Raw genomic sequence first — 25706 nt, 5'->3', positions numbered from 1 at the left:
CCGCATGAAGCTGGACCTGCCGCAACTCAACGGACAGCGCGTGCTCGTGCTGGGCCTCGGGGACTCCGGTCTCGCGATGGCCCGCTGGTGCGCGGGCTTCGGTGCGCAGGTCACGGTGTGGGATTCGCGCGAACAGCCGCCGCAGCGGGGCGCGTTGGGCGACACGGCGGCGTTCATCACCGGCGTGCTGCCGGCCGACGTGGTGAGCGGGTTCAACGCCGTGCTGAAAAGCCCCGGCCTGTCGCCGCTGGACACACGCTTGAAGGCGATCTACGAACACGGCCCTGCGGTGCGCGGCGAGCTGGACCTGTTTGCCGACGCGCTGGCCGCGTTGAAGGCGCAGCACGGCTATGCGCCCGCAGTGCTGGCCATCACCGGCACCAACGGCAAGACCACGACGACCTGCATGACCGGCCTGCTGGTCGAGCGTGCGGGCAAGCGCGTGGCCATCGCCGGCAACATCGGGCCGACGCTGCTGGACACGCTGACCGCAGCGCTGGCCCAGGAGCCCGACCCGGCGCCGGCCGAGACGCTCGCCGAGGTGATCGCGGCCGAGATCGAGGACGTGTCTGTTGAAGAAGAAGCCGCCGCTGCCGAGGCATCGGTGCTGCCCGACGAGGAAACGCCGCTGCCCATAGAACCGCCGCTGCCGCGCGGCCCGGTGTTCCAGACGCTGCCCGAGGTCTGGGTGCTGGAGCTGTCCAGCTTCCAGCTCGAAGGTGCGGCCGGTTTCGAGCCCACCGCCGGTGCTGTGCTGAACCTGACGCAGGATCACCTGGACTGGCATGGCGACATGGCGGCTTATGGCCGCGCCAAGGCGCGCGTCTTCGGCCGCGAGGGCGTCATCGTCGCCAACCGCGACGACGCCGAGGTCGAGGGCCTGGTGCCGCAGCCGGTGTTCGTGAAGGGCTCGCGCGGCAAGCCTGGCCGCACGGTGTCGCGCCAAGTCGTGCGCTTCGGCCTGAACCTGCCGACCGCGCCGGGCGACTTCGGCCTGGTGGACGAGGGCGGCCTGGCCTGGCTGGTGCGCGCCCGCGAGCTGGACCCGACGATCAAGCGCAAGAAGGGCGACGAGGACGAGCCGCTGCTCATCCAGCGCCTGATGCCTGCCGATGCGCTGCGCGTGCGCGGCCGCCACAACGCAGCCAACGCGCTGGCCGCGCTGGCGTTGGCGTGCGCCGCTGGCTGCGAGCTGGCGCCGATGCTGCACGGCCTGCGCGAGTACCGCGGCGAGCCGCACCGGGTGGAGCCGGTCGGCAGCATTGACGGCGTCGAGTTCTTCGACGACAGCAAGGGCACCAACGTCGGCGCCACCGTCGCCGCGATTTCCGGCCTGGGCGCGGACCGTGCACCGGCGAAGCTGGTGCTGATCCTCGGCGGCGATGGCAAGGGCCAGGACTTCGCGCCGCTGGCCGAGGGCGTTGCGCGCCATGCCCGCGCCGTCGCACTGATCGGCCGCGACGGGCCGCAGATCGAGGCCGCACTGGTCGGCACCGGTGTGCCCCTGCTGCGTCACGACACGCTGGAAGCAGCCACGGCCTGGTGCCTGGCGCAAGCGCAATCCGGCGACAGCGTGCTGCTGTCGCCTGCCTGCGCCAGCCTGGACATGTTCAAGAACTACGCCCACCGCGCCGAGGTCTTCGTGGCCGCGGTGCAGCAGCTGGCCGACGACCGGGGAGTGGCCCTGTGAACGCGGTGCTGAGCGGCATCACGGCCAAGCTGCAATCGCTGTGGAAGCGCGATGGCGGCGAGGACGCCAACGTGCCCGTGCGCGACTGGGTGTCCACGTCGGCCGGCCGGCCCACACAGCTGCAGGGCTTCGACGTGACCATGGTCTGGGTCGTGCTGGCGCTGATGGCCTTCGGGCTGCTGATGGTCTATTCGGCCTCCATCGCGCTGCCGGACAACCCGCGCTTTGCCAAGTACCTGCCCACCCATTTCCTGACGCGGCACCTGGTGGCCATCGGCTTCGCGCTGGTCGCGGGCCTGGTCACCGTGCAGATCCCGGTGGCCGTGTGGGAGCGCTGGGCGCCGTGGGTGTTCGTCGTCGCGCTGGTGCTGCTGGTGGCGGTGCTGATCCCGGGCGTCGGCAAGGTGGTCTACGGCGCGCGGCGCTGGATCCCGCTGGGTGTCATGAACTTCCAGCCGTCGGAGCTGGCCAAGTTCGGCATCGCGCTGTATGCGGCCAACTACATGATGCGCAAGATGGACGCGCGGGAGAACTTCTTCCAGGCCGTCACGCCGATGGCGATCTCGCTGGCTTTCGTGGGCCTGCTGCTGCTGGCCGAGCCGGACATGGGCGCTTTCATGGTCATCGCGGCCATCGCGATGGGCATCCTGTTCCTGGGCGGCGTCAACGGCCGCATGTTCCTGCTGATCACGCTGGTGCTGGTGGGCGCCTTCATGCTGATGATCAGCTTCAGCGAGTTCCGCCGCGAGCGCATCTTTGCCTACCTGAATCCCTGGGACGAAAAGTACGCGCAGGGCAAGGCCTACCAGCTCACGCACAGCCTGATCGCCTTCGGCCGCGGCGAATGGGTGGGTCAGGGCCTGGGCAGCAGCGTCGAGAAACTGCACTACCTGCCTGAGGCGCACACCGACTTCCTGCTCGCCGTCATCGGCGAGGAACTGGGCTTTGCCGGAGTCGCCGTGGTCATCGTCTCGTTCTTCTGGCTGACGCGCCGCTGCTTCCTGATCGGCCGCCAGGCCATTGCGCTGGACCGCGTGTTCGCGGGCCTGTATGCACAGGGCATCGGCATCTGGATGGGCGGTCAAGCTTTCATCAACATGGGCGTGAACCTCGGTGCGCTGCCCACCAAGGGCCTGACGCTGCCGCTGCTGAGCTTCGGCGGCTCGGCGATCTTGATGAACTGCATCGCGCTGGCAGTAGTGCTGCGCATCGATCTTGAGAACAGACAGCTCATGCGCGGAGGGCGGTCATGAGCGACAGGCATCTCGTCGTCATGGCAGCGGGCACCGGCGGCCACGTCATTCCGGGCCTGGCGGTCGCCGAGGAAATGCAGCGCCGCGGCTGGACCGTGTCGTGGATCGGCACGCCCAAGGGCATGGAGAACCGCCTGGTGCCGGCGCGCGGCATCGAGCTGGACGCGCTGCCGTTCGCCGGCTTGCGTGGCAAGGGGCTCAAGCACGCGCTGCGCGGCATCGTGGGGTTCTTCAAGGCGTTTTCGCAGGCGCGCGGCGTGTACGCGAAGCGCCGCACGACCGCCGTGCTGGGCATGGGCGGCTACGTCTGCGTGCCGGCCGGCCTGGCCGCGGTGTTCAGCGGGCGACCCCTGATGCTGGTCAACGCCGACGCGGCGATGCTCAAGAGCAACCTCGCGCTGAAGCCGTTCGCCCGACGCATCGCGTTCGGCTTCGATGGCGCGGCCGCGGCGTCCACCCGCGGCGCGGTCGTCAGCGGCAATCCGGTGCGTGCCGAGATCGAAGCACTGCCGATGCCGGCCGAGCGCATGGCCGACCCGGATCGCGCGCAGGGGCCGCTGCGCCTACTGGTGCTGGGCGGCTCGCTGGGCGCGCGCGCGCTGAACCAGGCGCTCCCGCCGGCGCTGGCGCTGTGGCCTGAGGAACTGCGCCCGCAGGTGCTGCACCAGTCGGGGCAAGACCATCTCGGCGCCGTCTGGCAGGCCTACACCGACGCCGGCCTGACGGCCGAGGTGCGGCCCTTTATCGACGACATGGCCACCGCGCTGGCCTGGGCCGACGTGGTGGTGTGCCGCGCCGGGGCCATCACCGTCAGCGAGCTGTGCGCGGCCGGTTGCGCGGCGGTGCTGGTGCCGCTCGTGGTCAGCACCACCTCGCACCAGCGCGACAACGCCATCTTCATGGCGCAGCATGGCGCGGCCATCCACCTGCCGCAGACCGAGCTGACGCCCGAGAAGCTGCACGAACTGCTGGGCGGCCTGGACCGTGCGGCGCTGTTGGCCATGGGCGAGAAGGCCCATTCGCTGGCCCGCCCGCGCGCCGCGGCGCGCGTGGCCGATGAGATCGAAGGAATGTTGAAGTGAAGCACGCAGTCCAGAAACTGCATTTCGTGGGCATCGGCGGCGCTGGCATGAGCGGCATTGCGGAGATCCTGCACAACCTGGGCTTCACGGTCAGCGGGTCGGATGCGGTCGAGAGTGCGACCACCGAACGACTGCGCTCGCTGGGGCTGCGTGTGGAGATCGGCCACGCGGCGCCGCACATCGGCGACGCGCAGGCGCTGGTCACGAGCACGGCCGTATCGGCCGACAACCCCGAGGTTGTGGCCGCGCGGGCGCGCCACACGCCGGTGGTGCCGCGCGCCGTCATGCTGGCCGAGCTGATGCGGCTGCGCCGCGGTATCGCCATCGCCGGCACGCACGGCAAGACGACGACAACCTCGCTGGTGACGGCCATCCTCGTCGAGGCCGGCCTGGACCCGACCTTCGTCATCGGCGGCAAGCTGAACGCCGCCGGTGCCAACTCTCGCCTGGGGCGAGGTGAGTTCATCGTCGTCGAGGCTGACGAGAGCGATGCGTCCTTCCTGAAGCTCAGCCCCGTGCTGGCCGTCGTCACCAACATCGACGAAGACCACATGGACACCTACGGCCATTCGGTCGAGAAGCTGCACGACGCCTTCATCGAGTTCCTGCACCGCATGCCTTTCTACGGTGCGGCCGTGGTCTGCGTGGACGACCCCGGCGTGCGCGCCGTGCTGGGCCGCATCGAGCGGCCGGTCGTCGGCTATGGCCTGAGCGAAGGCGCCAGCGTGCGCGCGGTCGACGTGCAGGCGCTGGCCGGCGCGCAGATGCGCTTCACCTGCGAGCGCGAGGGCGCCGCGCCGCTGGAGGTGCTGCTGAACCTGGCCGGCGAGCACAACGTGCGCAACGCGCTGGCGGCCATCGCCATCGCGATGGAGCTGGACTGCCCCGACGCCGCCATCCAGAAGGCACTGGCGAACTTCTCGGGCGTGGGCCGGCGCTTTGAGAAGCACGGTGAATGGCCGGCCGCGGATGGCGGGCGCTTCTCGCTGGTCGACGACTATGGCCACCACCCGGTCGAGATGGCCGCTGTGCTGGCTGCCGCGCGTGGTGCCTATCCTGGCCGTCGCCTGGTGCTGGCCTTCCAGCCGCACCGCTACACGCGCACGCGGGACTGCTTCGCCGATTTCGTTCGGGTCATGAAGGGCGCAGACGTGGTGCTGCTGACCGAGGTGTACGCAGCCGGCGAGCCGCCCATCGAAGGCGCCACGGGTGCGTCGCTCGCGCAGGCGGTCGGCACCTCGAACTTCGTCGCCGGCGTGGCCGACATGCCGGCGGCGCTGGCGGTGCTGACGCGCGACGGCGATGTGGTCATCGGCATGGGCGCGGGCTCGATGAGCAGCCTGCCCGCACGGATCCAACGGCATTTCGAAGGAGGCGCGGCATGACGTCCCCCATCGCCCACAACATCGACGCGCGGGCACTCGGCAAGGTCGCCGTGCTGCTGGGCGGCTACAGCGCCGAGCGGCCGGTCTCGCTGATGAGCGGCACCGGCGTGCTGGACGCGCTGAAGTCCGTCGGCGTGGACGCGCATGCGTTCGACCCCGCCGAGCAGCCGCTGCAGGCGCTGAAGGACCAGGCCTTCGACCGCGCGTTCATCGCGTTGCACGGCCGCGGCGGCGAGGACGGCACCCTCCAGGGCGCGCTCGAATGGCTGGGCGTGCCGTACACCGGCTCGGGCGTTACGGCGTCCGGCGTCGCGATGGACAAGACCATGACCAAGCGGCTGTGGGCCAACGAGGGCCTGCCGACGCCGCAGTACCTGGCCCTGACGCGCGCCGAGCTGACGCGCGAGCGCATCCGCACCATCCCAGACGAGTTGGGCCTGCCGGTCGTCGTGAAGCCGCCGCACGAAGGCAGCAGCATCGGCATCACCAAGGCGGCCGGCTACTCGGACATGCAGGCCGCCGTGGAACTGGCGTTGGGTTTCGATGACGAGCTGCTGTTCGAGCAATGCATCGAGGGCCCCGAGCTGACCTGCGCCGTGCTGGGCGAGGGCGACGGCGCGATGGCCCTGCCGGTCATCGAGATCCGCGCCGAGGCCGGCAACTACGACTTCGCCAACAAGTACGAGACCGACACGACGCAGTACCTGTTCGGCTCGCTGCCGGCGACTCTGGAAGTCGAGATCCGCGACCTGGTGCTGAAGGCCTACCGCCTGCTGGGCTGCCGCGGCTGGGGGCGCGCCGACCTGATGCTGCGCCAGTCCGACATGAAACCCTTCCTGCTGGAGATGAACACCAGCCCCGGCATGACCTCGCACTCGCTGGTGCCGAAGGCGGCCAAAGCCATCGGCATCGACTACCCGCAGCTGTGCCTGTGGCTGCTGGCGCAGGCCCGCCTCGACCGGAAGTGATGCACGCGTGAACGCCGCCGTCGCCACCGCCGCGCTGCCCCCCGATGTCCGCCTGATGAATGCGGTGTCGGCGCTGCTCGTCGCAGCGTTGCTGGGCACGGCGGCGTGGGCTGCGGTGCGCTGGGTGGTCCGGCTGCCGGTGTTCAACCTGCGGGCCATCCAGGTGGAGGGGGATGTCAGCCGCAACAGCGTGGCGTCGCTGCGTGCGAATGCACTGCCCCACTTGCAGGGCTCGTTCCTGAGCCTGAACCTGAAGGACGGTCGCACGGCGTTCGAGGCGGTGCCCTGGGTGCGGCACGCGCAGCTGACGCGCGTCTGGCCCATGCGGCTCAAGGTCCGGCTGGAAGAACACCGCCCCGCCGCTTACTGGGAAGAGCGCGCGGACGACGCCGATGCTGGCAGCGAGGCAAGCACCGAACGCGCGCTGGTCAACAGTTTTGGCGAGGTCTTCCAGGCGAACCTGGGTGACGTGGAAGACGAGACGCTGCCGGTGCTGGCCGGGCCCGGACATGCGGCGGCCGAGATGCTTTCGATGTGGCGCGCGCTGGGGCCGGCAGCGGGGAGGCTGGGCGAAGCCATCGAGCGGCTGGACCTGTCCGGCCGCGGCTCCTGGCGAGCCAGGCTCGGCAGCGGCGCCGTCGTCGAGCTGGGCCGGGGCAGCGAGACGGAGGTGGTCGAACGCTTCGGCCGCTTCGCTGCCAGCGTGGGCCAGGTCGCGGCGACCTATCACAGCCCGCTGCAATCGGCCGACCTGCGCCACGCCGACGGCTATGCGGTGCGGCTGCGGGGCGTGACGACCCAGGCGACCACGGGTAAACCCGCAAATAGAAAACGTTGAGGACGGACATGCCCAAGGAATACAAGGATTTGGTCGTCGGCCTGGATATTGGCACCGCCAAGATCATGGCCGTCGTTGCCGAGGTTTTGCCGGGCGGCGATTTGCGCATCGCGGGCCTGGGTGTGGCGCCCTCGCACGGCCTCAAGCGCGGCGTCGTGGTCAATATCGACGCGACCGTCCAGTCCATCCAGCAGGCCTTGAAAGAGGCCGAGATGATGGCCGACTGCAAAATATCGAGGGTCTACACGGGCATCACAGGCAGTCATATCCGCGGTCAGAACTCCACCGGCATGGTCATCGTGCGCGACAAGGAGGTCACGCCGGTCGATGTGACCCGCGTTGTGGAAACCGCCAAGGCCATCAATATTCCCAACGACCAGCGCCTGCTGCTGGTCGAGCCGCAGGAATTCGTCATCGATGGCCATGAGGTCAAGGAACCCATCGGCATGAGCGGCGGTCGGCTGGAGGTCAAGGTCCATATCGTGACGGGGGCCCAAAGTGCCGCCGAAAACATCGTCAAGTGCGTGCGCCGCTGTGGTTTGGAGGTGGATCAGCTGGTTTTGAACCCGAGCGCATCCAGTCATGCCGCGCTGACTGCCGACGAACGCGATCTGGGCGTGGCCCTGGTGGATATCGGTGCCGGCACGACCGATGTTGCAATATTTACCGGCGGCTCCATCCGCCATACCGCCGTGATTCCTATCGCCGGCGACCTGATCACGTCGGATATCGCGATGGCGCTGCGCACGCCGACCAAGGATGCTGAGGAAATCAAGGTCGAATATGGCGTCGCCAAGCAGCTGCTGGCCGACCCTTCCGACCAGGTGGAAGTGCCCGGCCTGGGGGACCGCAATCCCCGCATGCTGTCCAAGCAGGCGCTGGCTGGCGTCATCGAGCCGCGGGTCGAGGAAATCTTTTCCCTCGTGCACCAAGTCATTCGCGAGAGCGGGTATGAGGAATTGCTGTCCTCCGGCATCGTGCTGACCGGCGGCTCGGCCGTCATGCCGGGGATGGTGGAACTTGCCGAGGATATTTTTCTGAAACCTGTTCGGCGTGGTCTCCCCACCTATTCAGGGGCCCTTTACGACATGGTGGCCAACCCGCGTTCGGCCACCGTGATGGGCTTGCTGGAGGAGGCGCGGTTGTCACGCAGCAGGGGTTTCAAGGCGGCGCAGCAGGCAGGCTCGGTGCAAACCCTGCTCGGTCGCGTCAAGGATTGGTTCATGGGCAGTTTCTGACCCCCCAAGAACCAACAAAAATTTGTTTTCGGTACTAGTCAACGTTTGTGTGCCCAGGGCACAATTGCAGTTAGGAGATTTGATATGCCCATCGAGATGATCGAAGAGTTTGACCAAGGCACCCAAATCAAGGTGATCGGGGTGGGTGGTGGCGGCGGCAACGCGGTCGACCACATGATCGCCCAGGGCGTCCAAGGGGTTGAGTTCATCTGCGCCAATACCGACGCGCAGGCCCTGAACCGCTCCAAGGCGGATCAATTGCTGCAACTCGGCTCCACGGGTCTCGGGGCTGGCGCCAAACCTGAAATGGGTCGCGCTGCCGCCGATGAGGCCGAATCCCGCATTCGGGAATCCATCGCCGGCGCCAATATGCTGTTCATCACGGCCGGCATGGGCGGCGGAACCGGCACGGGCGCCGCTCCGGTCATTGCACGCGTCGCGAAGGAAATGGGCATCCTGACCGTCGGCGTCGTCACCAAACCCTTCGAATTCGAAGGCGGCCGCCGCGCCAAGGCGGCTGATGCCGGGCTGGCCGAGCTGGAAGCCAACGTCGACTCGCTGATCGTCGTGCTGAACGACAAGCTGCTGGACGTGCTGGGCGACGACGTCACGCAGGATCAGGCCTTTGCGCACGCCAATGACGTGCTGAAGAACGCTGTTGGCGGCATTTCGGACATCATCCACATTCCTGGCCTGGTGAACGTCGACTTCGAAGACGTCAAGACCGTGATGAGCGAGCCAGGCAAGGCCATGATGGGCACGGCCCAAGCGACCGACCCGGACCGCGCCGCCAAGGCTGCGGAAGCTGCCGTTGCCTGCCCGCTGCTGGAAGGCATCGACCTGTCCGGCGCGCGTGGCGTGCTGGTGCTGATTGCGGCGGGGCGCGCCAACTTCAAGTTGAGCGAGTCGCGCAACGCGATGAATGCGATCAAGCGTTACGCGTCCGACGAGGCCCACGTGATCTTCGGCACCGCCTACGACGAAACGCTGGGCGATGCCTTGAGGGTGACCGTCATCGCCACCGGCCTGACGGCCGGCCGTGCGCGTCAGCAGGCGCCGCTGCAGGTTGTGCAGACGCAGCAGGTCGTGCGCAACGGCACCGATGGCGTGGCCATGCCGGTGCTGACGAACGCCGTCTCGATGGGCGCGTCGGCCGGCACGCAGCAGCCCAACGTGGGTCTGGGTCTGGGCGATTTCGCCAATGCCAACGTGCCTAGCGTGTGGCGCCATGGCCGTTCGGGCAGCGCAGCCGCCAAGGTCGAGGCACTGTCGTCCAACGGCATGGACGAGATCGAGATCCCGGCATTCCTGCGCAAGCAGGCGGACTGATCGCGTACATCTCGACGCAAGTCCCACTTGCTGAAGAAGGCAGGCCGCAAGGCCTGCCTTTTTGCATGGGGCCGCGCCGGCACGCCTGGAGCTCCCGCCGGATGGTATTTGTGACCAGCCGGGTGGTCGTGTCGGCAGCAGGCCGTGTGGCATGCTCGCCGCCCATGTCGACGCCCCGCAGAAGCCACACGCATGCCTGAGCTTCGTGCCCTTTTGCGCGCCTGGCTGCTGGCTGCGCTGCTGGCCGGCGGACTGGCTGCCGAGGCTCAGCGCCTGCCCCAGCCCAGCCCTCGGGGGGGCGACGACTCCGCCCACACCGAGCTGGCCACCAGCCAGTGGACGCGTGCGCAGCTGGGCGCGTGGTGGGGCGCGCTGCGCCGCCACGCCGTGACGGGCGGCAACCGGCTGGAGGTGCCGCCGGAGCTGCTGCCCCCGAGCGCCGATGCGGCCTGGCAGCCGCGCCAGCTGCCAGACGTGCAGGCCCGGCCCGGCGCGTCCATGGTCAGCGACGCGCGTGGCTACGAGATGCGCTGGTACCGCCTGCACGTGCCATCCGGCGGCGAGGCGATGGCGCTGTACATGCCGCGGCTGGCGACGCTGTCCGCCGCGGTGCTGGTGCGCACGCCGCAGGGCTGGCTGCCGCTGTTGGACAACCAGCATGTCCAGCGCGAGCAGTGGGCGCAGCCGCTGTGGCTGCCTTTGCCAGGCTCGGACGCGCAGGGGCTCGACCTCGTGGTCGCACTGCCGGTGCCGGCCGGCAGCTATCACGCGGTGTCGCGCATCTTTGTCGGCCCGCGCGACATGCTCGAGAAGCGCTGGGAGTGGCGCCTGCGCATGCAAACCGGCCTGCCGCTCGCAGTCAGCCTGACGCTGGCGGTGCTGGGACTGTTTGCGGTGACGCTGTGGCTGCGCCGGCCCGACGAAGCCATCTACGCGCTGTTCGCGCTGGGCGCCGCGGCGTGGCTGGTGCGCAACCTGCATTACTACGTGAGCTTGCCGGCGGGGCGGGTGGCGCAGGACTGGTTCTGGTGGGCGACGCACGCGTCGCTGGGCTGGGTCATGCTGACGGCGCTGCTGTTCGCGCTGCGCTTCGCGAAGCGGCGCGCGCGCCGGCTGGAGCGTGGGTTGACGGCCTGCGTCGCGCTGGTCAGCCTGGTGACGATGCCGCTGTGGCTGCGCCAGCTGGACATGGTGGTGCTGCAGTACGTGGTGACGGCCGGTGTGGCCGCTGTCGGCACCGCCTGGCTGGCCTGGCTGGCCTGGCGCGAACGCCATGTCGAGATGCGGCTGATGGCGATGGCGCTGCTGCTCAGCGTGCTGGTGGGCGCGCACGACCTGGTTGTGCTGGCGGGCTGGGCCTGGCCCGAGCACTTCTTCTGGATGCCGTTCGCGACGCTGGCCGTCATGCTCAGCTTCCTGCACGCGGTGCAGTGCCGCTACGTGGTGGCGGTGGAGCAGGTCAAGGCCGAGAACAGTCAGCTGCAGGAGGACCTGGACGAGCAGATCTCCGTGCTGCAGGTGCAAAACGCGCAGCTGCGCGAGGTCGAGCGCCAGCAGGCGCTGCTGCTGGAACGCCAGCGCATCATGGCCGACATGCACGACGGCCTCGGCTCGTCACTGCTGTCCGCGCTGGTGGCGGTGGAGCAAGGCAACATGTCGCAGGAGAAGGTCGTCGAGGTGCTGCGCGAATGCGTGGACGACCTGCGCTTGGTCATCGACTCCATCGAGCCGGTGGGCCATGACCTGGTCTCGCTGCTGGCAACCATGCGTTATCGCCTCGGCAAGCGGTTGCAGGTAGGCGGCCTCAAGCTGGACTGGGACGTGCAGGACCTGCCGCCGCTGCCGTGGCTGGAGCCGCCTGACGCGCTGCACGTGCTGCGGCTGATGCAGGAAGCGCTGAACAACGTGCTCAAGCACGCCTGCGCCAGCCGCGTGCGCATGGTCACGCGCCACCACGGCAGCTACGTCGAGATCCGCGTGGAGGACGACGGTGCGGGCTTCGACCTGCAGAACATCCAGCACGGCCGCGGCCTGAAGAGCCAGATCAAGCGCGCCCAGCGGCTGGGCGGCAAGCTGCGTATCGATTCGCAGCCCGGCATGGGCACGCGGCTATCGCTGCGATTGCCAGTAGAACGCAAAGGACAGGGCTGATCCTGGGACAATCCCTGGCATGGTCAAGCAACGCACCCTGAAGTCGATCACCAGCGCCGTGGGCGTGGGCATCCACAGCGGCCAGAAGGTCGAGCTGACGTTGCGCCCGGCGCCTGTGGACACCGGCATCGTGTTCCGCCGCGTCGACCTGTGCCCGCCGGTGGACATCCCGGTGGGCGTCATGTCGGTCAGCGACACGCGCATGGCCACCACCATCAGCCCCGGCGGCGACCCGGGCGGCCCCAAGGTGCAAACCATCGAGCACCTGCTGTCCGCCTGTGCCGGCCTGGGGCTGGACAACCTCTACGTCGACATCAACGCCGACGAGGTGCCCGTGCTGGACGGCTCGGCCGCCAGCTTCGTGTTCCTGCTGCAGTCCGCCGGCATTGCGCTGCAGGACGCGCCCAAGCGCTTCCTGAAGGTCAAGAAGTCTGTCGAAGTGCGTCAGGGCGAAGGCAAGAAGCTGATGTGGGCGAAGCTGGAGCCGCACCACGGCTACACGCTGAGCTTCGAGATCGAGTTCGACAACCCGGCCGTGGCCGCCACCGGCAGCCGGTTCGTGTTCGACATGGGCTCGGGCGCCTACAAGAAGGAGATCGCGCGCGCGCGCACCTTCGGCATGACGGCCGACATCGACCTGATGCGCTCGCGCGGCCTGACGCTGGGCGGCTCGATGGACAACGCCATCGTCGTGGACGACTACAAGGTGCTGAACGCCGACGGCCTGCGCTACGACGACGAGTTCGTGAAGCACAAGATCCTCGACGCGATCGGCGACATGCATGTCGCCGGCATGCCGCTGCTGGCGGCCTACACGTCGTTCAAGGGCGGCCATGCGCTGAACAACAAGCTGCTGCGTGCGCTGCTGGCCGACCCCGAGGCTTACGAGATTGTCAGCTTTGACGACGAGCGCGCAGCACCCAAGGGTTTTGCTGAGCTGGCGCCGGCGTGGTGAGCACGACGCAGGTCAACAAGCTGGGAGACCGGTTGCGTGCTGGGCCGATTTCCGAAGACGGAAGGCAGCTTCAACGCCGGAGTCTCGGCTGCCGCAAGCCACCGTCAAAATGATGCCTGACGGGCCGCAGGTGGAGTTCAATTGCGACGAACTCGCGGAGTGGTTTCAGACGCTCATTCGGGACTTGCCCGAGCCGCTTGGAGATTCGAAATGATCTTTTTGATGGACTTCGACTCGAAACGCCGTTGCCTGCACGGAATGAAGGTCTATCCCGACCATGAGCGCCCCCGAGCGCAAGACGAACGCTTGGAGCTGGGGCTCGCCCATCTCCAAGAGGGCGGAGCCCGCGAGGTGGTTCTCCTGGCGGCTGCGGATGAAGCCATTTTGCGGCGCAGCCATGCGCGCTATTTCGAAGCGCAGGTGAAGCGCGGTGGGCTGCCCGCCTGATGGTCATCGCCCGCCTGCTCATCGGCCTGCTGCTGTTCTCGGCCGTCGTCTGCTTCGCGTTCTCGATCGCCACGGGCCAGCCGCGCTGGCGGCGTATGGGGCTGGTCATCATGAAGTGGACGCTGATTGCCGCACTGGCTTTCTTCGGCGTGCTCATCCTGGAACGATTGGCGCTGCTGCTGTGACGCCGTTCACGACCGGGCCTGCGGCCCCCTGGGCTTGCGGGGATGCCAGCGGCGGCCGGCTTGCACAGAATGACATCACGGTGGCTGCACGACTGCGGCGACCGGGCCCGGGCCGCAGAAGTTCGGGCGCCACGCGTGGAGATGGCCGGGGGGCCGGGGAAGCGCCGTGGGTTGGAAGTGCGCCATCGTTCTGACCTGACTTGGGCCGCCCGCAGTGCGGCCATTCTTTTTGGTCAACCCAGGTAGCGCGCGCGCAGGTGCGCCTCGAAGTGCGCCGGGTTGAGCGCCTCGCCGCTGGCGCGCTGCACCAGCTCCGGCGTCTCGAAGCGGCTGGCGTTCTGCCAGACGTTGGCACGCAGCCAGTCAAACACCGTGCCAAGCTCTCCGCGGGCGATCTGGTCGTCGAGCGCCGGCTGCTGTCGGCGCATCGTGGCGAACCATTGCGCCGCATACATCGCGCCCAGCGTGTAGCAGGGGAAGTAGCCGAACAGGCCGGCGGGCCAGTGCACGTCCTGCATCGGGCCGTCCTTGAAGTTGCCGCGCGTGTCCAGTCCGAGCAACTCGGCCATCCTTGCGTCCCACAGCGCAGGGATGTCGTCCACCTCGGCATCGCCTTCGATCAGCGCGCGCTCGATGTCAAAGCGCAGCAGGATGTGAGCGGGGTAGGTCACCTCGTCGGCGTCCACCCGGATGAAGCCCGGCTGCACGCGCGTCAGCAGCTTGTGCAGGTTGTCGGGCGCGAACGCGGGTTGGTCGCCGAAGTGCTGGATGAGCAGCGGCGACAGCAGGCCGGCAAACGCCGGGTGGCTGCCCATCTGCATCTCGAAGGAGAGGCTCTGGCTTTCGTGGATGCCCATGGAGCGCGCGCGGGCGATGGGCTGGCCCAGCAGGTCGCGCGGCAGGCCTTGCTCGTAGCGGCCGTGGCCGGTCTCGTGGATGACGCCCATCAGCGCCGGCAGGAAGTTGTCCTCGCGGTAGCGCGTGGTCATGCGAACGTCCTCGGGCACGCCGCCGCAGAACGGATGGGTGCTCTCGTCCAGCCGGCCGGCGGCGAAGTCGAAGCCCATCAGCCGCATCGCGTCCAGGCCGAGCGCCTTCTGTGCGGCGGTGGGGAACGGGCCGACGGGCTCGATGACGGTCTCGGTGGCCTGCTTTGCCAGCACGTCGCGGATCAGGGCCGGCAGCCATTGGCGCAGCGGCGCGAACGCGCGCTCAACTTCCGAACTGCGCATGCCCGGCTCGTATTGGTCCAGCAGCGCGTCGTACTTCGACAGCCCCGCGCTTTGCGACAGCAGTTCAGCTTCCTGGCGCGCAATCTTCAGCACCTCGCGCAGGTTGGGCGCAAAGCCGGCCCAGTCGTTGGCTGGGCGTTGCGTGCGCCATGCGTGCTCGCAGCGGTTGTTGGCCAGGCTCTTGGCCTCCACCAGCGCCTGCGGCAGCGCGTTGGCGGCGCGCCAGGCGCGGGTGATCTCGCGCAGGTTGGCGCGCTGGGTGTCGTCCAGCGGTTCGGTGGCAGCCGTGCCCAGCAGGCCGGCCAGCGCCGGGTCGGTGGACAGCTGGTGCAGCAGGCCGTCCATCTCGGCCAGCGCTAGGCTGCGCGCCTCGTTGCCGTGGGCGGGCATGTTGGCGGCCTGGTCCCACTGGGCGATGGCCTGCAGGTGGGCCAGGCGGTGCAGGCGTTGCTGGCGGGCGGCGAGGTCTTGGTAGGCAGGAGTCATGACATCCAACTTTCGGGAATGAGCCAGATCAGGGCGGCGGTGTAGAAGAGAAAACGCAGGAACTTGCCCAGCGCCATCCAGCCCACGCAGGGCCAGAACGGCAGCTTGAGCCAGCCGGCCACCGCGCACAGCGGGTCGCCCACGAGGGGCAGCCAGCTCATCACGCAGGCCTTGGGGCCGAAGCGCTGCAGCCAGCGCATGGCCCGCGAGTGCGAGGGTTCGTGATGCTGCACCCGCTCGACTGCACGCTCCAGCCCGTAGCCCATCCACCACGACACGACGCCGCCCAGCGTGTTGCCGACGGTCGCCACGGCGATGACGGCCCAGAACATGCCGGGGTCGGCCTTGACGACGAGGTAGACCGCCGGCTCCGAGCCCAGCGGCAGCAGCGTGGCGGAGACGAAAGCGATGACGAACACGGCGACCAGCCCCACCTGGGGCAGCGCCAGTGCGGCGAGCAGGTCATGAATGAATTGGGCGAGCCAGGCTTCCATGGCCGGATTGTCGGTTTGCCGGCGTCGCTACAATCCCGCCTCTTTTTTAAGCAGAATCTCGTGCAACTCGGCCCCTTCCAACTCCCTGCAGTCGCGGGGGCAGCGCTCTTTGTCGCGCCAATGGCCGGGGTCACGGACCGCCCGTTCCGCCAGCTGTGCCGGCGCCTGGGCGCGGGCTACGCGGTCAGTGAGATGGTCACGTCGCGCAAGGAGTTGTGGGGCAGCCTGAAGACCTCGCGCCGCGCCGACCACACCGGCGAGCCGGGTCCGATCGCCGTGCAGATCGCCGGCACCGACGCCGCCATGATGGCGGAGGCCGCCGTCTACAACATCGACCGCGGCGCGCAGATCATCGACATCAACATGGGCTGCCCGGCCAAGAAGGTCTGCAACAAGTGGGCGGGCTCGGCGCTGATGCGCAACGAGGCGCTGGCGCTGGAGATCGTCGAGGCGGTGGTGGCCGTGTGCGCGCCGCGCGGCGTGCCGGTCACGCTGAAGATGCGCACCGGCTGGAGCCACGACGAGCGCAACGCGTTGCATCTGGCGCGGCTGTTTCAGTCCGCCGGCATCGCGATGCTGACCATCCATGGCCGCACCCGCGAACAGGGCTACAAGGGCCTGGCGGAATACGACACCATCGCGGCCGTGAAGACAGCGCTGACCATCCCCGTCGTCGCCAATGGCGATATCGACTCGCCCGAGAAGGCCCTCGACGTGCTGGCGTATACCGGTGCCGACGCGCTGATGATCGGCCGTGCCGCGCAAGGCCGGCCGTGGATCTTCCGCGAGGTGGCCCACTTCCTGACGACGGGCGAGCACCTGCCCGCACCGACCGTCACGGAAGCGCGCGACGTGCTGACCGAACATCTGCACGACCACTACGGCCTGTACGGCGAGCAGAGCGGCGTGCGCAGCGCGCGCAAGCACATCGGCTGGGCCGTGCGTGGCCTGCCCGGCGGCGAAGCATTCCGTCAGCACATGAACACCCTGGAGCACTGCGAAGAGCAGTTGCAGGCGCTCCGCGACTGGTTCGACGACCTCGGCCAGACCCACGACCGGCTGCCTCCGACCGAAGCCGCCAACGACGAAGAAGCGCAAGGCCACGAAGCCTGCGCTGCCTGAACATGAGCGCCCAGAAGAACACCCCGCCCAACCCCATCGACGCCTGCGTGCGCGACAACCTCGAAGCCTTCTTCAGCGACCTCGACGGCCAGGAGCCGCACTCGATGCACGAGATGCTGATCAAGCTGGTGGAGAAACCGCTGTTCGAGATCGTCATGCGCGAGGCCGGTGGCAACCAGAGCAAGGCGGCCCAGTGGTTGGGCATCAACCGCAACACGCTGCGCCGCAAACTCACCGATCACAACCTTGGCTGACCCGAACATGGCACTGACCGCACTTCTCTCCGTCTCCGACAAGACCGGCATCCTCGAATTCGCCAAGGAGCTGCACGCTCTGGGCACGAAGCTGCTGTCCACCGGCGGCACCGCCAAGCTGCTGGCCGACGCCGGCCTGCCCGTCACCGAAGTGGCCGAGCACACCGGCTTCCCGGAAATGATGGACGGCCGCGTGAAGACGCTGCACCCCAAGATCCACGGCGGCCTGCTGGCCCGCGGTGACACGGCCGAGCACGTCGCGGCGATGGAGAAGCATGGCATCACACGCATCGACATCCTGGCCGTCAACCTCTACCCGTTCGAGGCGACGGTGGCCAAGCCCGGCTGCACACTGGAAGACGCCATCGAGAACATCGACATCGGCGGCCCGGCCATGGTGCGCAGCGCGGCCAAGAACTGGAAGGATGTGACGGTGCTGACCGACGCGGCCCAGTACGCCGCCGTGCTCGAAGAACTCAAGGCCCACGGCAAGACCAGCGACAAGACGCGATTCGCCGCCTCCGTCGCCGCGTTCAACCGCATCGCGCAGTACGACGCGGCCATCAGCAACTATCTGTCGGCCCGCCAGGACGACGGCAGCCTGGCCGAGTACCCCGGCCAGATGAACAGCAGCTTCGTGAAGGTGCAGGACTTGCGCTACGGCGAGAACTCGCACCAGACCGCCGCGCTGTACCGAGACCTGTTCCCGGCGCCCGGCTCGCTGGTCACGGGCAAGCAGCTGCAAGGCAAGGAACTCTCGTACAACAACATCGCCGATGCCGACGCTGCGTGGGAGTGCGTGAAGAGCTTCGACACGCCGGCCTGCGTCATCGTCAAACACGCCAACCCCTGCGGCGTGGCCGTGGGCGTGAACCCGGCCGAGGCCTACAGCAAGGCCTTCAAGACCGACCCGACCAGCGCCTTCGGCGGCATCATCGCCTTCAACCGCGAACTGGACGGCGCGGCCGCGCAGCTGGTCGTCAAGCAGTTCGTCGAAGTGCTGATGGCCCCGAGCTTCAGCGCTGAGGCGCTGGAAGTCTTCAAGGGCAAGGCCAATGTGCGCCTGCTGCAGATCGCGCTGCCCGCGGGTGGCCCGCGCCCCTGGGACCAGGGCCGCAACGCGCAGGACGTCAAGCGCGTCGGCTCGGGCCTGCTGGTGCAGACTGCCGACAACCACTTCCTGAAGCGTGAAGACCTCAAGGTCGTCACCGCGCTCAAGCCCACCGAGCAACAACTCGACGACCTGATGTTCGCTTGGACCGTGGCGCAGTATGTGAAGAGCAACGCCATCGTCTTCTGCGGTGGCGGTATGACGCTGGGCGTCGGCGCCGGCCAGATGAGCCGCCTGGACTCGGCCCGCATCGCGTCCATCAAGGCCGGCCACGCAGGCCTGACGCTGGCGGGCTCGGCCGTCGCCAGCGACGCCTTCTTCCCGTTCCGTGACGGCCTGGACGTGCTGGCCGATGCCGGCGCCACCTGCGTCATCCAGCCGGGTGGTTCGATGCGCGACGACGAGGTCATTGCGGCTGCGAACGAGCGCGGCATCGCGATGGTACTCACCGGCGTGCGCCACTTCCGGCACTGAGCCGGTGTCGCCTGCGGGACTAGACGCAGACCTCTAGTCCAGGGCCGCCCCGCTTGGGTGGCCCGCCGGTTGCGGTTAGCCTCCTGGATCAGACCTAGATCCGGAGACAGCCCATGGACACCGCATTGCAGGAACGTCTGCACCTGGCGCTGACGTTGCAGCGCCGCGCCTTCGAGGCCGAGCGCATGCCCACCTATGAGGTGCGCCGCGATCGCCTGGAGCGGCTGCTGAAGATGACGCGCCAGCACGGCGACGAGCTCGCTGCGGCGATGGCGCAGGACTTTGGCCACCGGGCCCGCCAGGAGTCGCTGCTGGCCGACGTGTTCACCGTCGAGTCCGGCGTGCGTCATGCGTTGAAGCACCTGCGCCGCTGGATGAAGCCGCGGCGCGTCGCCACGCCGTTGCACTTCCTGCCCGGGCGCAACGTGTTGATGCGTCAGCCGCTCGGCGTCGTGGGTGTCGTGTCGCCCTGGAACTACCCGTACTACCTGGCGATGGAGCCCGCCGTCGCCGCGCTGGCCGCGGGCAACCGCGTGCTGATCAAGCCTTCGGAGCTGACGCCGGCCACCAGCGAACTGATGGCGCGCATCGTCACCGAGCACTTTCGGCCCGACGAGATGCATGTCATCACAGGCGATGCCGAGGTCGGCAAGGCTTTCACAACGCTGCCCTTCGACCACCTGTTCTTTACCGGCTCCACGAATGTCGGCCGCCATGTGGCGCAGGCCGCGGCGAAGAACCTCACACCGGTCACGCTGGAGCTGGGCGGCAAGTCGCCGGCCATCGTGGACCGCAGCGCGGACCTGAAGCTCACCGCTTCGCGCCTCGCCTTCGGCAAGCTGTTCAATGCCGGCCAGACCTGCGTGGCGCCCGACTACCTGTTGGTGCCGCGCGAACTGGTGGAGCCGCTGAGCCTGCAGATCCTGGCCGACATGCGCCGGATGTACCCGCGCATCGCCGGCAATGCCGACTACACCAGCATCGCCACGCCACGCCACTTCGCGCGGCTGCAAGGCCTGCTGGACGACGCGCGGGAGCGCGGTGCGCGCGTGCTGCGCAGCCACGACGAGCGCCCCGACGATCGCCGCCTGGTGCCCGCGCTGCTGCTGGAGGTGCCTGCGGAGGCCACCGTCATGCAGGAGGAAATCTTCGGTCCGCTGCTGCCGGTGGTGCCCTACGACCAGGTGGACGACGCGCTGGCCCACGTCAACCGCGGCGACCGGCCGCTGGCGCTGTACTGGTTCGGCAGCGACACCGCGGCGCGCGACCGCGTGATGCGCGAGACGCACGCCGGCGGCGTCACCATCAACGACTGCATCTGGCACCTCGGCCAGGCCGACCAGCCCTTCGGCGGCGTGGGCGCTAGCGGCATGGGCGCGTACCACGGCGAATGGGGCTTCCGCACCTTCAGCAAGGAGAAGCCGCTGTTCATCCAGTCGCGCTTTGCCGGCACGAAGCTGTTCCAGCCGCCCTACGGCACCACCTTCACGAAGCTGCTGGCCCTGCTGCGCCGCATCGCCTGACCATGAACGACACCCCACGCTTCGACGAGACGCACGACGTCATCGTCATCGGCGGCGGCTCCTCCGGCTCGGCGCTGGCCGGCCGGTTGAGCGAAGACCCGCGCACGCAGGTGCTGGTGCTGGAGGCCGGGGCCGACGTGCACAACTGGCTGGGCACCGTGCCCACCGCCGCCGTGCTGATGGTGCCCAGCAAGCTGCACAACTACGCGTTCGAGACCGTGCCGCAGCCGGGCCTGAACGGCCGCCGCGGCTATGTGCCGCGCGGCAAGATGCTGGGCGGCTCGTCCGGCATCAACGCGATGGTTTACACGCGGGGCCAGCCCGACGACTACGACCACTGGGCTGCGCTGGGCAACGTCGGCTGGGGCTGGAGCGACGTGCTGCCTTTCTTCGTCAAGAGCGAGGGCAACGACACGTTCGGCGCGCCACTGCACGGCCGCGATGGCCCGTTGAAGGTCAGCCAGCTGCGCACCGACAACCCGCTGCACGCCGCCTGGCTGGCCGCGGGGCGCGAGGCCGGTCACCCCATCACCGACGACTTCAACGGCGAGTCGCAGGAGGGCATTGGCATCTACCAGGTCACGCAGGACCGCGGCGAGCGCTGCAGCGCCGCGCGCGCCTACCTGCGCCCCCACCTGGGCCGGCCCAACCTGCGCGTGACGGTGCAAGCCCAGGTGCAGCGCGTGCTGTTCGACGGCCGCCGTGCGGTGGGCGTGGAGGTCAAGGTGGCGGGCCAGCTGCGCCGGCTGCAGGCGCGGCGCGAGGTGGTGCTGGCAGCGGGCGCCATCCAGTCGCCGCAGCTGTTGATGCTGTCCGGCGTGGGCGATGCGGTACAGCTGCAAGCGCACGGCATCGACGTGCTGCACCACTTGCCCGGCGTGGGCGCCAACCTGCAGGATCACCCGGACTTCGTATTCGGCATGCGCACGCGCAGCCCGCATGCTTTCGGCCTGTCGCTGCGCGGCGGCCTGGCCTTCTGGCAGGCGCTGCGCCGCTACCGCAGCGAGCGCCGCGGCATGCTGACCAGCAACTTCGCCGAGGGCGGCGGCTTCCTGCGCAGCAGCGCGGCGCAGCAGCGGCCCGACGTGCAGCTGCACTTCGTCGTCGCCGGCGTGGAAGATCACGCCCGCAAGCTGGACTGGGGCCATGGCCTGTCCTGCCACATGTGCCTGCTGCGCCCACAAAGCCGCGGCACGCTGAAGCTGGCCAGCAAAGACGCCGGCGCGGCGCCGCTGATCGACCCCGCGTTCTTCCAGCACCCCGACGACCTGGCGCAAATGGTGGACGGCTTCAAGCTGACCCGCACGCTGCTGCGCCAGCCCTCGCTGCGCGCGCACTGGCAGCGCGAGCTGTGGAACACGGACCTCGCGTCGGACGCCGACATCCAGGCGCTGCTGCGCCAGCGCACCGACACCATTTACCACCCGGTGGGCACCTGCAAGATGGGCAGCGATGCGATGGCCGTCGTGGACGCCGAGCTGCGCGTGCACGGCCTGCAGGGGATGCGCGTGGTGGACGCCTCCATCATGCCCACGCTGGTCAGCGGCAACACCAATGCGCCTGCGATGATGATCGGCGAAAAGGCCGCGCAGATGATGCAGGCCCAGGCGCGGTTTGCCGTGCCTGCCGAAAAGGTGGCTACGGCCGCCACGATCCCAATGATCCCGAAGGCGGCTTGACCATGATCCTGGAAACTGCCCAACCGCAAGTGCGGCCCGGGCAGTCCGACACCTTCGAGGTGGCGTTCCACGAGGCGCAGGCCATCATCGGGTCCATGCCCGGCTACCTTGGGCACGAGTTGCAGCGCTGCATCGAGCGGGCCGACCACTACATGCTGCTGGTGCGCTGGGAAAGCGTCGAGCATCACGCGCAAGGCTTCCGCCAGTCCGAGGGCTACCAGCGCTGGCGCGCGCTGCTGCATCACTTCTACGACCCCTTCCCGACGGTGCTGCACTATGCGCAGGCCGCCGGACCGGGCCTGCAGTCGACGGCCTGACCGGTGCGAACATCGGTGCCCCGTCACCGCAGCCCGGTCCATGTCCGCTGTCATCCGTCCCGCATCGCCCCAAGACTCCGCCCTGCTGGCGCAGTTCGCCGCCCAGGCGTTCACCGACACCTACCGCGGCCTGGACGACGAGCAGGAGATTGCCGACTACGTCGCCGAGCACTTCCCGCCGGAGGTGCTGGCCGCCGTCATCGCCGATCCGGCCTGCACGACGCTGCTCGCCTGGCTGGGCGATGAACTGGCCGGTTATGCCGTACTGCGCGCCAAGCCCGCGCCGGCCTGCGTGAGCGGCCCTGCACCGCTGCAGCTGTGGCGGCTCTACCTGGGCCAGCGCTTCATCGGCCGCGGACTGGGTGCGCAGCTGATGGCGACCGTGCAGGCGCAGGCGCAGCAGCGGGGTGCGCAGACGCTGTGGCTGGGCGTCTATGACCGCAACGTGCGGGCGGTGGCGTTTTACGAGCGCTTCGGCTTTGCGCAGGTCGGCACCAGCGAGTTCCTGTTCGGTGGCCGCGTCTACAGTGACCCCATCTACGCAGCTCCGGTGGAGGCCTCCAAATGATTCAAGGTTCCTGTCTGTGTGGCAGCGTGCACTGGCGTTTCGACGGTCAGCCCGACGGCGCCACGGCCTGCAACTGCACCGCCTGCCGCCGCTATGGCACGCTGTGGGCCTACGACTACGTGGACGAAGGCATCCACGTGACAGGTCCCACCAAAGCCTATGTGCGCGGCAAGGCGCTGGAGTTCCACTTCTGCCCGACCTGCGGGTGCGTCACGCACTGGCGCGGCCTGCGGCTGGAGGACGACGGCAAGCGCCGCATCGCGGTGAACCTGCGCCTGGCTGACCCCGAGGCGGTCGCCGACATCCCCATCGACCACTTCGACGGCTTCGACACGTTCGACGACCTGCCGCGCGACGGCCGCTGCGTCAGCGACTACTGGTTCTGATGCGCGGGGCCAGCCGGGGCCGACCCCGATAATCCCGCCCATGACGCTCGCCGCCTTCACCGGCCAGTTGCTCGCCTTCATCGCCCGGCTCATCACCGGTGCGCAGGGACACTGGAAGGGCTGCCCGCCACAAGCCGAGCAGCGCATCTACATCGCCAACCATCAGAGCCATTTCGATCTCGTGCTGATCTGGGCGGCCTTTCCGCACGAGCTGCGTGCGCAGACGCGCGCCATCGCGGCCAAGGACTACTGGACCAAGAGCGCCTTCCGGCGCTGGCTGACCACCGAGGTCTTCAACGCGATCTACGTCAGCCGCACGCGTGCCACGCCCGACGAAGACCCGCTGGAGCCTCTGGTCGAGGCGCTGGCCGCGGGCGATTCACTGGTCATCTTTCCCGAGGGCACGCGCTCCAACAAGGGCAACCCGCAACCGTTCAAGAGCGGCATCTTTCATCTGGCCGAGCAGTTCCCGCACGTGCAGCTGATTCCGACTTGGATCGACAACGTGCAGCGCGTCATGCCCAAGGGCGAGGTCGTGCCGGTGCCCATCCTGTGCACGGTGACCTTCGGCGCGCCCATCCAGCTGCAGCCGGGCGAGAGCAAGGCCGATTTCCTTTGCCGCGCGCGCGAGGCGGTCATGGAGCAGCGCCCCGACCCCGACTGGGTGCCCCCGACCGAGGTCGACAATTGATGCGCTGGCTGAAAGCTCTGTCCGCCAGCGAGCAGGTGGCGCTGCTGTTCTTCGTGCTGTTCGGCTTCCTGCTGCTGCTGACGCTGGGCCTGTTCCTGAACTCGCTGCGCGAACGGCCGGACGAGGACGCGCGCCGCCAGTCCGAGCTGACCTGGGCGCGCGTGCGCAGTGACCTGCGCGCCGCATGGATCGGCGGGTGCATGTTCTGGGTCGCGTGGATCTCGGGGCCGCTCGGCGCCACGTTGCTGTTCGCGCTGTTCTCGTTCCTGGCGCTGCGCGAATTCATCACGCTGGTCCACACCGAGCGCAGCGACCACCGCACGCTGATCGTCGCCTTCTTCGTGCTGCTGCCGGTGCAGTACATGATCTGCGGCACGCGCTTCTTTGACCTGTTCACCGTGTTCCTGCCGGTCTACGGCTTCCTGGTGCTGCCCATCGTGGGCGCGCTGGCCAACGACCCGCGCCGCTACCTGGAGCGCAACGCCAAGATCCAGTGGGGCGTGATGGTCTGCGTCTACGGGCTGTCGCACGCGCCGGCGCTGCTGCTGCTGGACTTCCCCGGCTACACCGGCCGCGGTGCGTTTCTGCTGTTCTTCCTGGTCATGGTGGTGGCCGCCTCGCAGATCGCGCAGGAGATCGCCACGCGCACGTTGCGCCGCCGGCCGGTGGCGCGGCGCATCAGCCGCAGCTTCTCGATGCGCGCGTGGTGGATCGGCACGCTGACCGGTGCACTGGTGGGCGGCCTGCTGTTCTGGATCACGCCGTTCAAGGCGGGCCAGGCACTGGCGATGGCGTTCGTCACCGCGGCGGCTGCCGGCTTCGGCGGCCTCGTCATGAAGGCGCTGAAGAAGGACGCGGGCGTGCTGTATTGGGGCAACCGCAGTTCCATCACCGGCGCCGTGGGGCTGCTGGACCGCATCGCCGTGCTGTGCTTCGCCGCGCCGGTGTTCTTCCATTCGGCACGCTGGTATTTCCGCCTGCCGCTGGGGTTCCAATGAGGATTCTCGGCATCGATCCGGGTTTGCAGACGACCGGTTTCGGCGTCATTGACGCGGAAGGTTCGCGCCTGGCCTACGTGGCCAGCGGCACCATCAAGACGAGTGCGGTCGCGGTGGGCGACCTGCCGGCGCGGTTGAAGATCCTCTACGACGGCATCCGCGAAGTCGTCACGCGCTACCAGCCCCAGTGCGCCGCGGTCGAGATCGTGTTCGTCAACGTGAACCCCCAGTCCACGCTGCTGCTGGGCCAGGCCCGCGGCGCGGCGCTGACGGCGCTGGTGTCCGCCGACCTGGCCGTCAGCGAGTACACGGCCGTGCAGATGAAGAAGGCTGTCGCCGGCCACGGCCAGGCGAAGAAAGAGGCCGTGCAGACCATGGTGCAGCGCCTGCTGAACCTGCCCGGCGTGCCCGGCAAGGACGCCGCTGATGCGCTCGGCCTGGCCATCATGCATGCGCATGCGCGCACCAGCTTCGAGGCGATGAGCCGCAGTACGACGTTGCAGCGGCGCCAGCACGCGCAGTTCAAGGGCGGCAGAACTTATTGACCCCTCGCCCGGTCTTGCCTCGCTGAACGCGGGCAAGCCCGGTCGGTCCCCCGAGGGGACGGCGATGCTTGCGGCATCGAGCCGCAAGCACATCGCCAGACGGGCAGGCTTGGGGCGGCCCGGCGCTCGGCCCGAGGACGGAAGCCGCGTAGTGCTTTCACCAAGGGTGATACGCCGCAAGTGAACCAAGGTTGTAACAGCGGGCGATTCGGGAGGTAGGGGCTGCCGAAAGTGGAGGGGCTGAGGTCCCGGTACCTGGCGTTCCGCGCGTCCTCTCATTGAATCAAGTTGAGCTTGAACAGGTC

General features: G+C 68.5%; 25 protein-coding genes. 23 read left to right on the top strand and 2 right to left on the bottom strand.

Annotation, left to right across the window (positions count from 1 at the left end; all coding sequences use genetic code 11):
* Positions 1–4: 4 nt before the first annotated feature.
* The 12 genes from murD to ACG02S_RS20750 all read left to right on the top strand — a co-directional run bounded on the left by murD (position 5) and on the right by ACG02S_RS20750 (position 13521).
* Complete coding sequence (gene murD / locus ACG02S_RS20805) at positions 5–1690, top strand: UDP-N-acetylmuramoyl-L-alanine--D-glutamate ligase (RefSeq protein ID WP_394472399.1); 1686 nt, start codon at positions 5–7, stop codon at positions 1688–1690.
* Positions 1691–1707: 17 nt separating this feature from the next.
* The gene (gene ftsW / locus ACG02S_RS20800; protein WP_394472415.1) at positions 1708–2943 is read left to right on the top strand and encodes a putative lipid II flippase FtsW; all 1236 of its coding nucleotides are present in this window, start codon (positions 1708–1710) and stop codon (positions 2941–2943) included.
* The gene (gene murG, locus ACG02S_RS20795; protein ID WP_394472398.1) at positions 2940–4025 is read left to right on the top strand and encodes an undecaprenyldiphospho-muramoylpentapeptide beta-N-acetylglucosaminyltransferase; all 1086 of its coding nucleotides are present in this window, start codon (positions 2940–2942) and stop codon (positions 4023–4025) included. The genes ftsW and murG overlap by 4 nt, the downstream gene beginning before the upstream one ends.
* Complete coding sequence (gene murC, locus ACG02S_RS20790; RefSeq protein ID WP_394472397.1) at positions 4022–5410, top strand: UDP-N-acetylmuramate--L-alanine ligase; 1389 nt, start codon at positions 4022–4024, stop codon at positions 5408–5410. The genes murG and murC overlap by 4 nt, the downstream gene beginning before the upstream one ends.
* On the top strand, positions 5407–6378 hold the full coding sequence (locus tag ACG02S_RS20785) for a D-alanine--D-alanine ligase (RefSeq protein WP_394472396.1): 972 nt from the start codon (positions 5407–5409) through the stop codon (positions 6376–6378). The genes murC and ACG02S_RS20785 overlap by 4 nt, the downstream gene beginning before the upstream one ends.
* 7 nt (positions 6379–6385) lie before the next feature.
* On the top strand, positions 6386–7216 hold the full coding sequence (locus ACG02S_RS20780; protein WP_394472395.1) for a cell division protein FtsQ/DivIB: 831 nt from the start codon (positions 6386–6388) through the stop codon (positions 7214–7216).
* Between the two features lie 8 nt (positions 7217–7224).
* Positions 7225–8454, top strand: a complete 1230-nt coding sequence (gene ftsA, locus ACG02S_RS20775) for a cell division protein FtsA (RefSeq protein WP_394472394.1) — start codon at positions 7225–7227, stop codon at positions 8452–8454.
* 84 nt (positions 8455–8538) lie between these two features.
* On the top strand, positions 8539–9783 hold the full coding sequence (gene ftsZ, locus ACG02S_RS20770; protein ID WP_394472393.1) for a cell division protein FtsZ: 1245 nt from the start codon (positions 8539–8541) through the stop codon (positions 9781–9783).
* Between the two features lie 192 nt (positions 9784–9975).
* A complete protein-coding gene (locus ACG02S_RS20765; protein ID WP_394472392.1) occupies positions 9976–11934 on the top strand; it encodes a sensor histidine kinase in 1959 nt (652 codons plus the stop codon).
* A 19-nt stretch (positions 11935–11953) separates the two neighbouring features.
* The gene (gene lpxC, locus ACG02S_RS20760; protein WP_394472391.1) at positions 11954–12889 is read left to right on the top strand and encodes a UDP-3-O-acyl-N-acetylglucosamine deacetylase; all 936 of its coding nucleotides are present in this window, start codon (positions 11954–11956) and stop codon (positions 12887–12889) included.
* Positions 12890–13099: 210 nt separating this feature from the next.
* Positions 13100–13336, top strand: coding sequence for a hypothetical protein (locus tag ACG02S_RS20755; protein WP_394472390.1), 237 nt, complete (start codon positions 13100–13102; stop codon positions 13334–13336).
* Positions 13336–13521, top strand: coding sequence for a hypothetical protein (locus ACG02S_RS20750; protein WP_394472389.1), 186 nt, complete (start codon positions 13336–13338; stop codon positions 13519–13521). The genes ACG02S_RS20755 and ACG02S_RS20750 overlap by 1 nt, the downstream gene beginning before the upstream one ends.
* Before the next feature lie 233 nt (positions 13522–13754).
* Here ACG02S_RS20750 and ACG02S_RS20745 read toward each other — a convergent pair whose 3' ends face one another.
* On the bottom strand, positions 13755–15239 hold the full coding sequence (locus tag ACG02S_RS20745) for a carboxypeptidase M32 (RefSeq protein WP_394472388.1): 1485 nt from the start codon (positions 15237–15239) through the stop codon (positions 13755–13757).
* Positions 15236–15733, bottom strand: a complete 498-nt coding sequence (locus tag ACG02S_RS20740; protein ID WP_394472387.1) for a YqaA family protein — start codon at positions 15731–15733, stop codon at positions 15236–15238. Before ACG02S_RS20740 ends, ACG02S_RS20745 begins: the two co-directional genes overlap by 4 nt.
* 60 nt (positions 15734–15793) lie before the next feature.
* Between ACG02S_RS20740 and dusB the strand changes: the two genes are divergently transcribed.
* The 11 genes from dusB (at position 15794) to ruvC (ending at position 25401) form a co-directional block, all read left to right on the top strand.
* A complete protein-coding gene (gene dusB / locus ACG02S_RS20735; RefSeq protein WP_394472386.1) occupies positions 15794–16855 on the top strand; it encodes a tRNA dihydrouridine synthase DusB in 1062 nt (353 codons plus the stop codon).
* Between the two features lie 2 nt (positions 16856–16857).
* Positions 16858–17109: a helix-turn-helix domain-containing protein gene (locus ACG02S_RS20730; protein WP_394472385.1), complete on the top strand. Its 252-nt coding sequence runs from the start codon at positions 16858–16860 to the stop codon at positions 17107–17109.
* 7 nt (positions 17110–17116) lie between these two features.
* Complete coding sequence (purH, locus tag ACG02S_RS20725) at positions 17117–18694, top strand: bifunctional phosphoribosylaminoimidazolecarboxamide formyltransferase/IMP cyclohydrolase (protein WP_394472384.1); 1578 nt, start codon at positions 17117–17119, stop codon at positions 18692–18694.
* Between the two features lie 113 nt (positions 18695–18807).
* A complete protein-coding gene (locus tag ACG02S_RS20720; RefSeq protein WP_394472383.1) occupies positions 18808–20217 on the top strand; it encodes a coniferyl aldehyde dehydrogenase in 1410 nt (469 codons plus the stop codon).
* A gap of 2 nt (positions 20218–20219) precedes the next feature.
* A complete protein-coding gene (locus ACG02S_RS20715; protein ID WP_394472382.1) occupies positions 20220–21896 on the top strand; it encodes a GMC family oxidoreductase in 1677 nt (558 codons plus the stop codon).
* Between the two features lie 2 nt (positions 21897–21898).
* Positions 21899–22213: an antibiotic biosynthesis monooxygenase family protein gene (locus ACG02S_RS20710; protein WP_394472381.1), complete on the top strand. Its 315-nt coding sequence runs from the start codon at positions 21899–21901 to the stop codon at positions 22211–22213.
* Positions 22214–22253: 40 nt separating this feature from the next.
* Positions 22254–22781, top strand: coding sequence for a GNAT family N-acetyltransferase (locus ACG02S_RS20705; protein WP_394472380.1), 528 nt, complete (start codon positions 22254–22256; stop codon positions 22779–22781).
* Positions 22778–23167 (top strand): GFA family protein, encoded by a 390-nt coding sequence (locus ACG02S_RS20700; protein WP_394472379.1) that lies wholly within the window; start codon positions 22778–22780, stop codon positions 23165–23167. The genes ACG02S_RS20705 and ACG02S_RS20700 overlap by 4 nt, the downstream gene beginning before the upstream one ends.
* Before the next feature lie 40 nt (positions 23168–23207).
* The gene (locus ACG02S_RS20695) at positions 23208–23858 is read left to right on the top strand and encodes a lysophospholipid acyltransferase family protein (RefSeq protein ID WP_394472378.1); all 651 of its coding nucleotides are present in this window, start codon (positions 23208–23210) and stop codon (positions 23856–23858) included.
* Positions 23858–24856 (top strand): phosphatidate cytidylyltransferase, encoded by a 999-nt coding sequence (locus ACG02S_RS20690; RefSeq protein ID WP_394472377.1) that lies wholly within the window; start codon positions 23858–23860, stop codon positions 24854–24856. Before ACG02S_RS20695 ends, ACG02S_RS20690 begins: the two co-directional genes overlap by 1 nt.
* Positions 24853–25401: a crossover junction endodeoxyribonuclease RuvC gene (gene ruvC, locus ACG02S_RS20685; RefSeq protein ID WP_394472376.1), complete on the top strand. Its 549-nt coding sequence runs from the start codon at positions 24853–24855 to the stop codon at positions 25399–25401. Before ACG02S_RS20690 ends, ruvC begins: the two co-directional genes overlap by 4 nt.
* Positions 25402–25706 lie beyond the last annotated feature (305 nt).

Origin of the sequence: Pelomonas dachongensis (assembly GCF_043555865.1) — a bacterium.
Classification (GTDB): Bacteria; Pseudomonadota; Gammaproteobacteria; order Burkholderiales; family Burkholderiaceae_C; genus Pelomonas; species Pelomonas dachongensis.
Note: the sequence above shows the minus strand (reverse complement) of the source record. Positions and strands in the feature narration are given on the sequence as shown.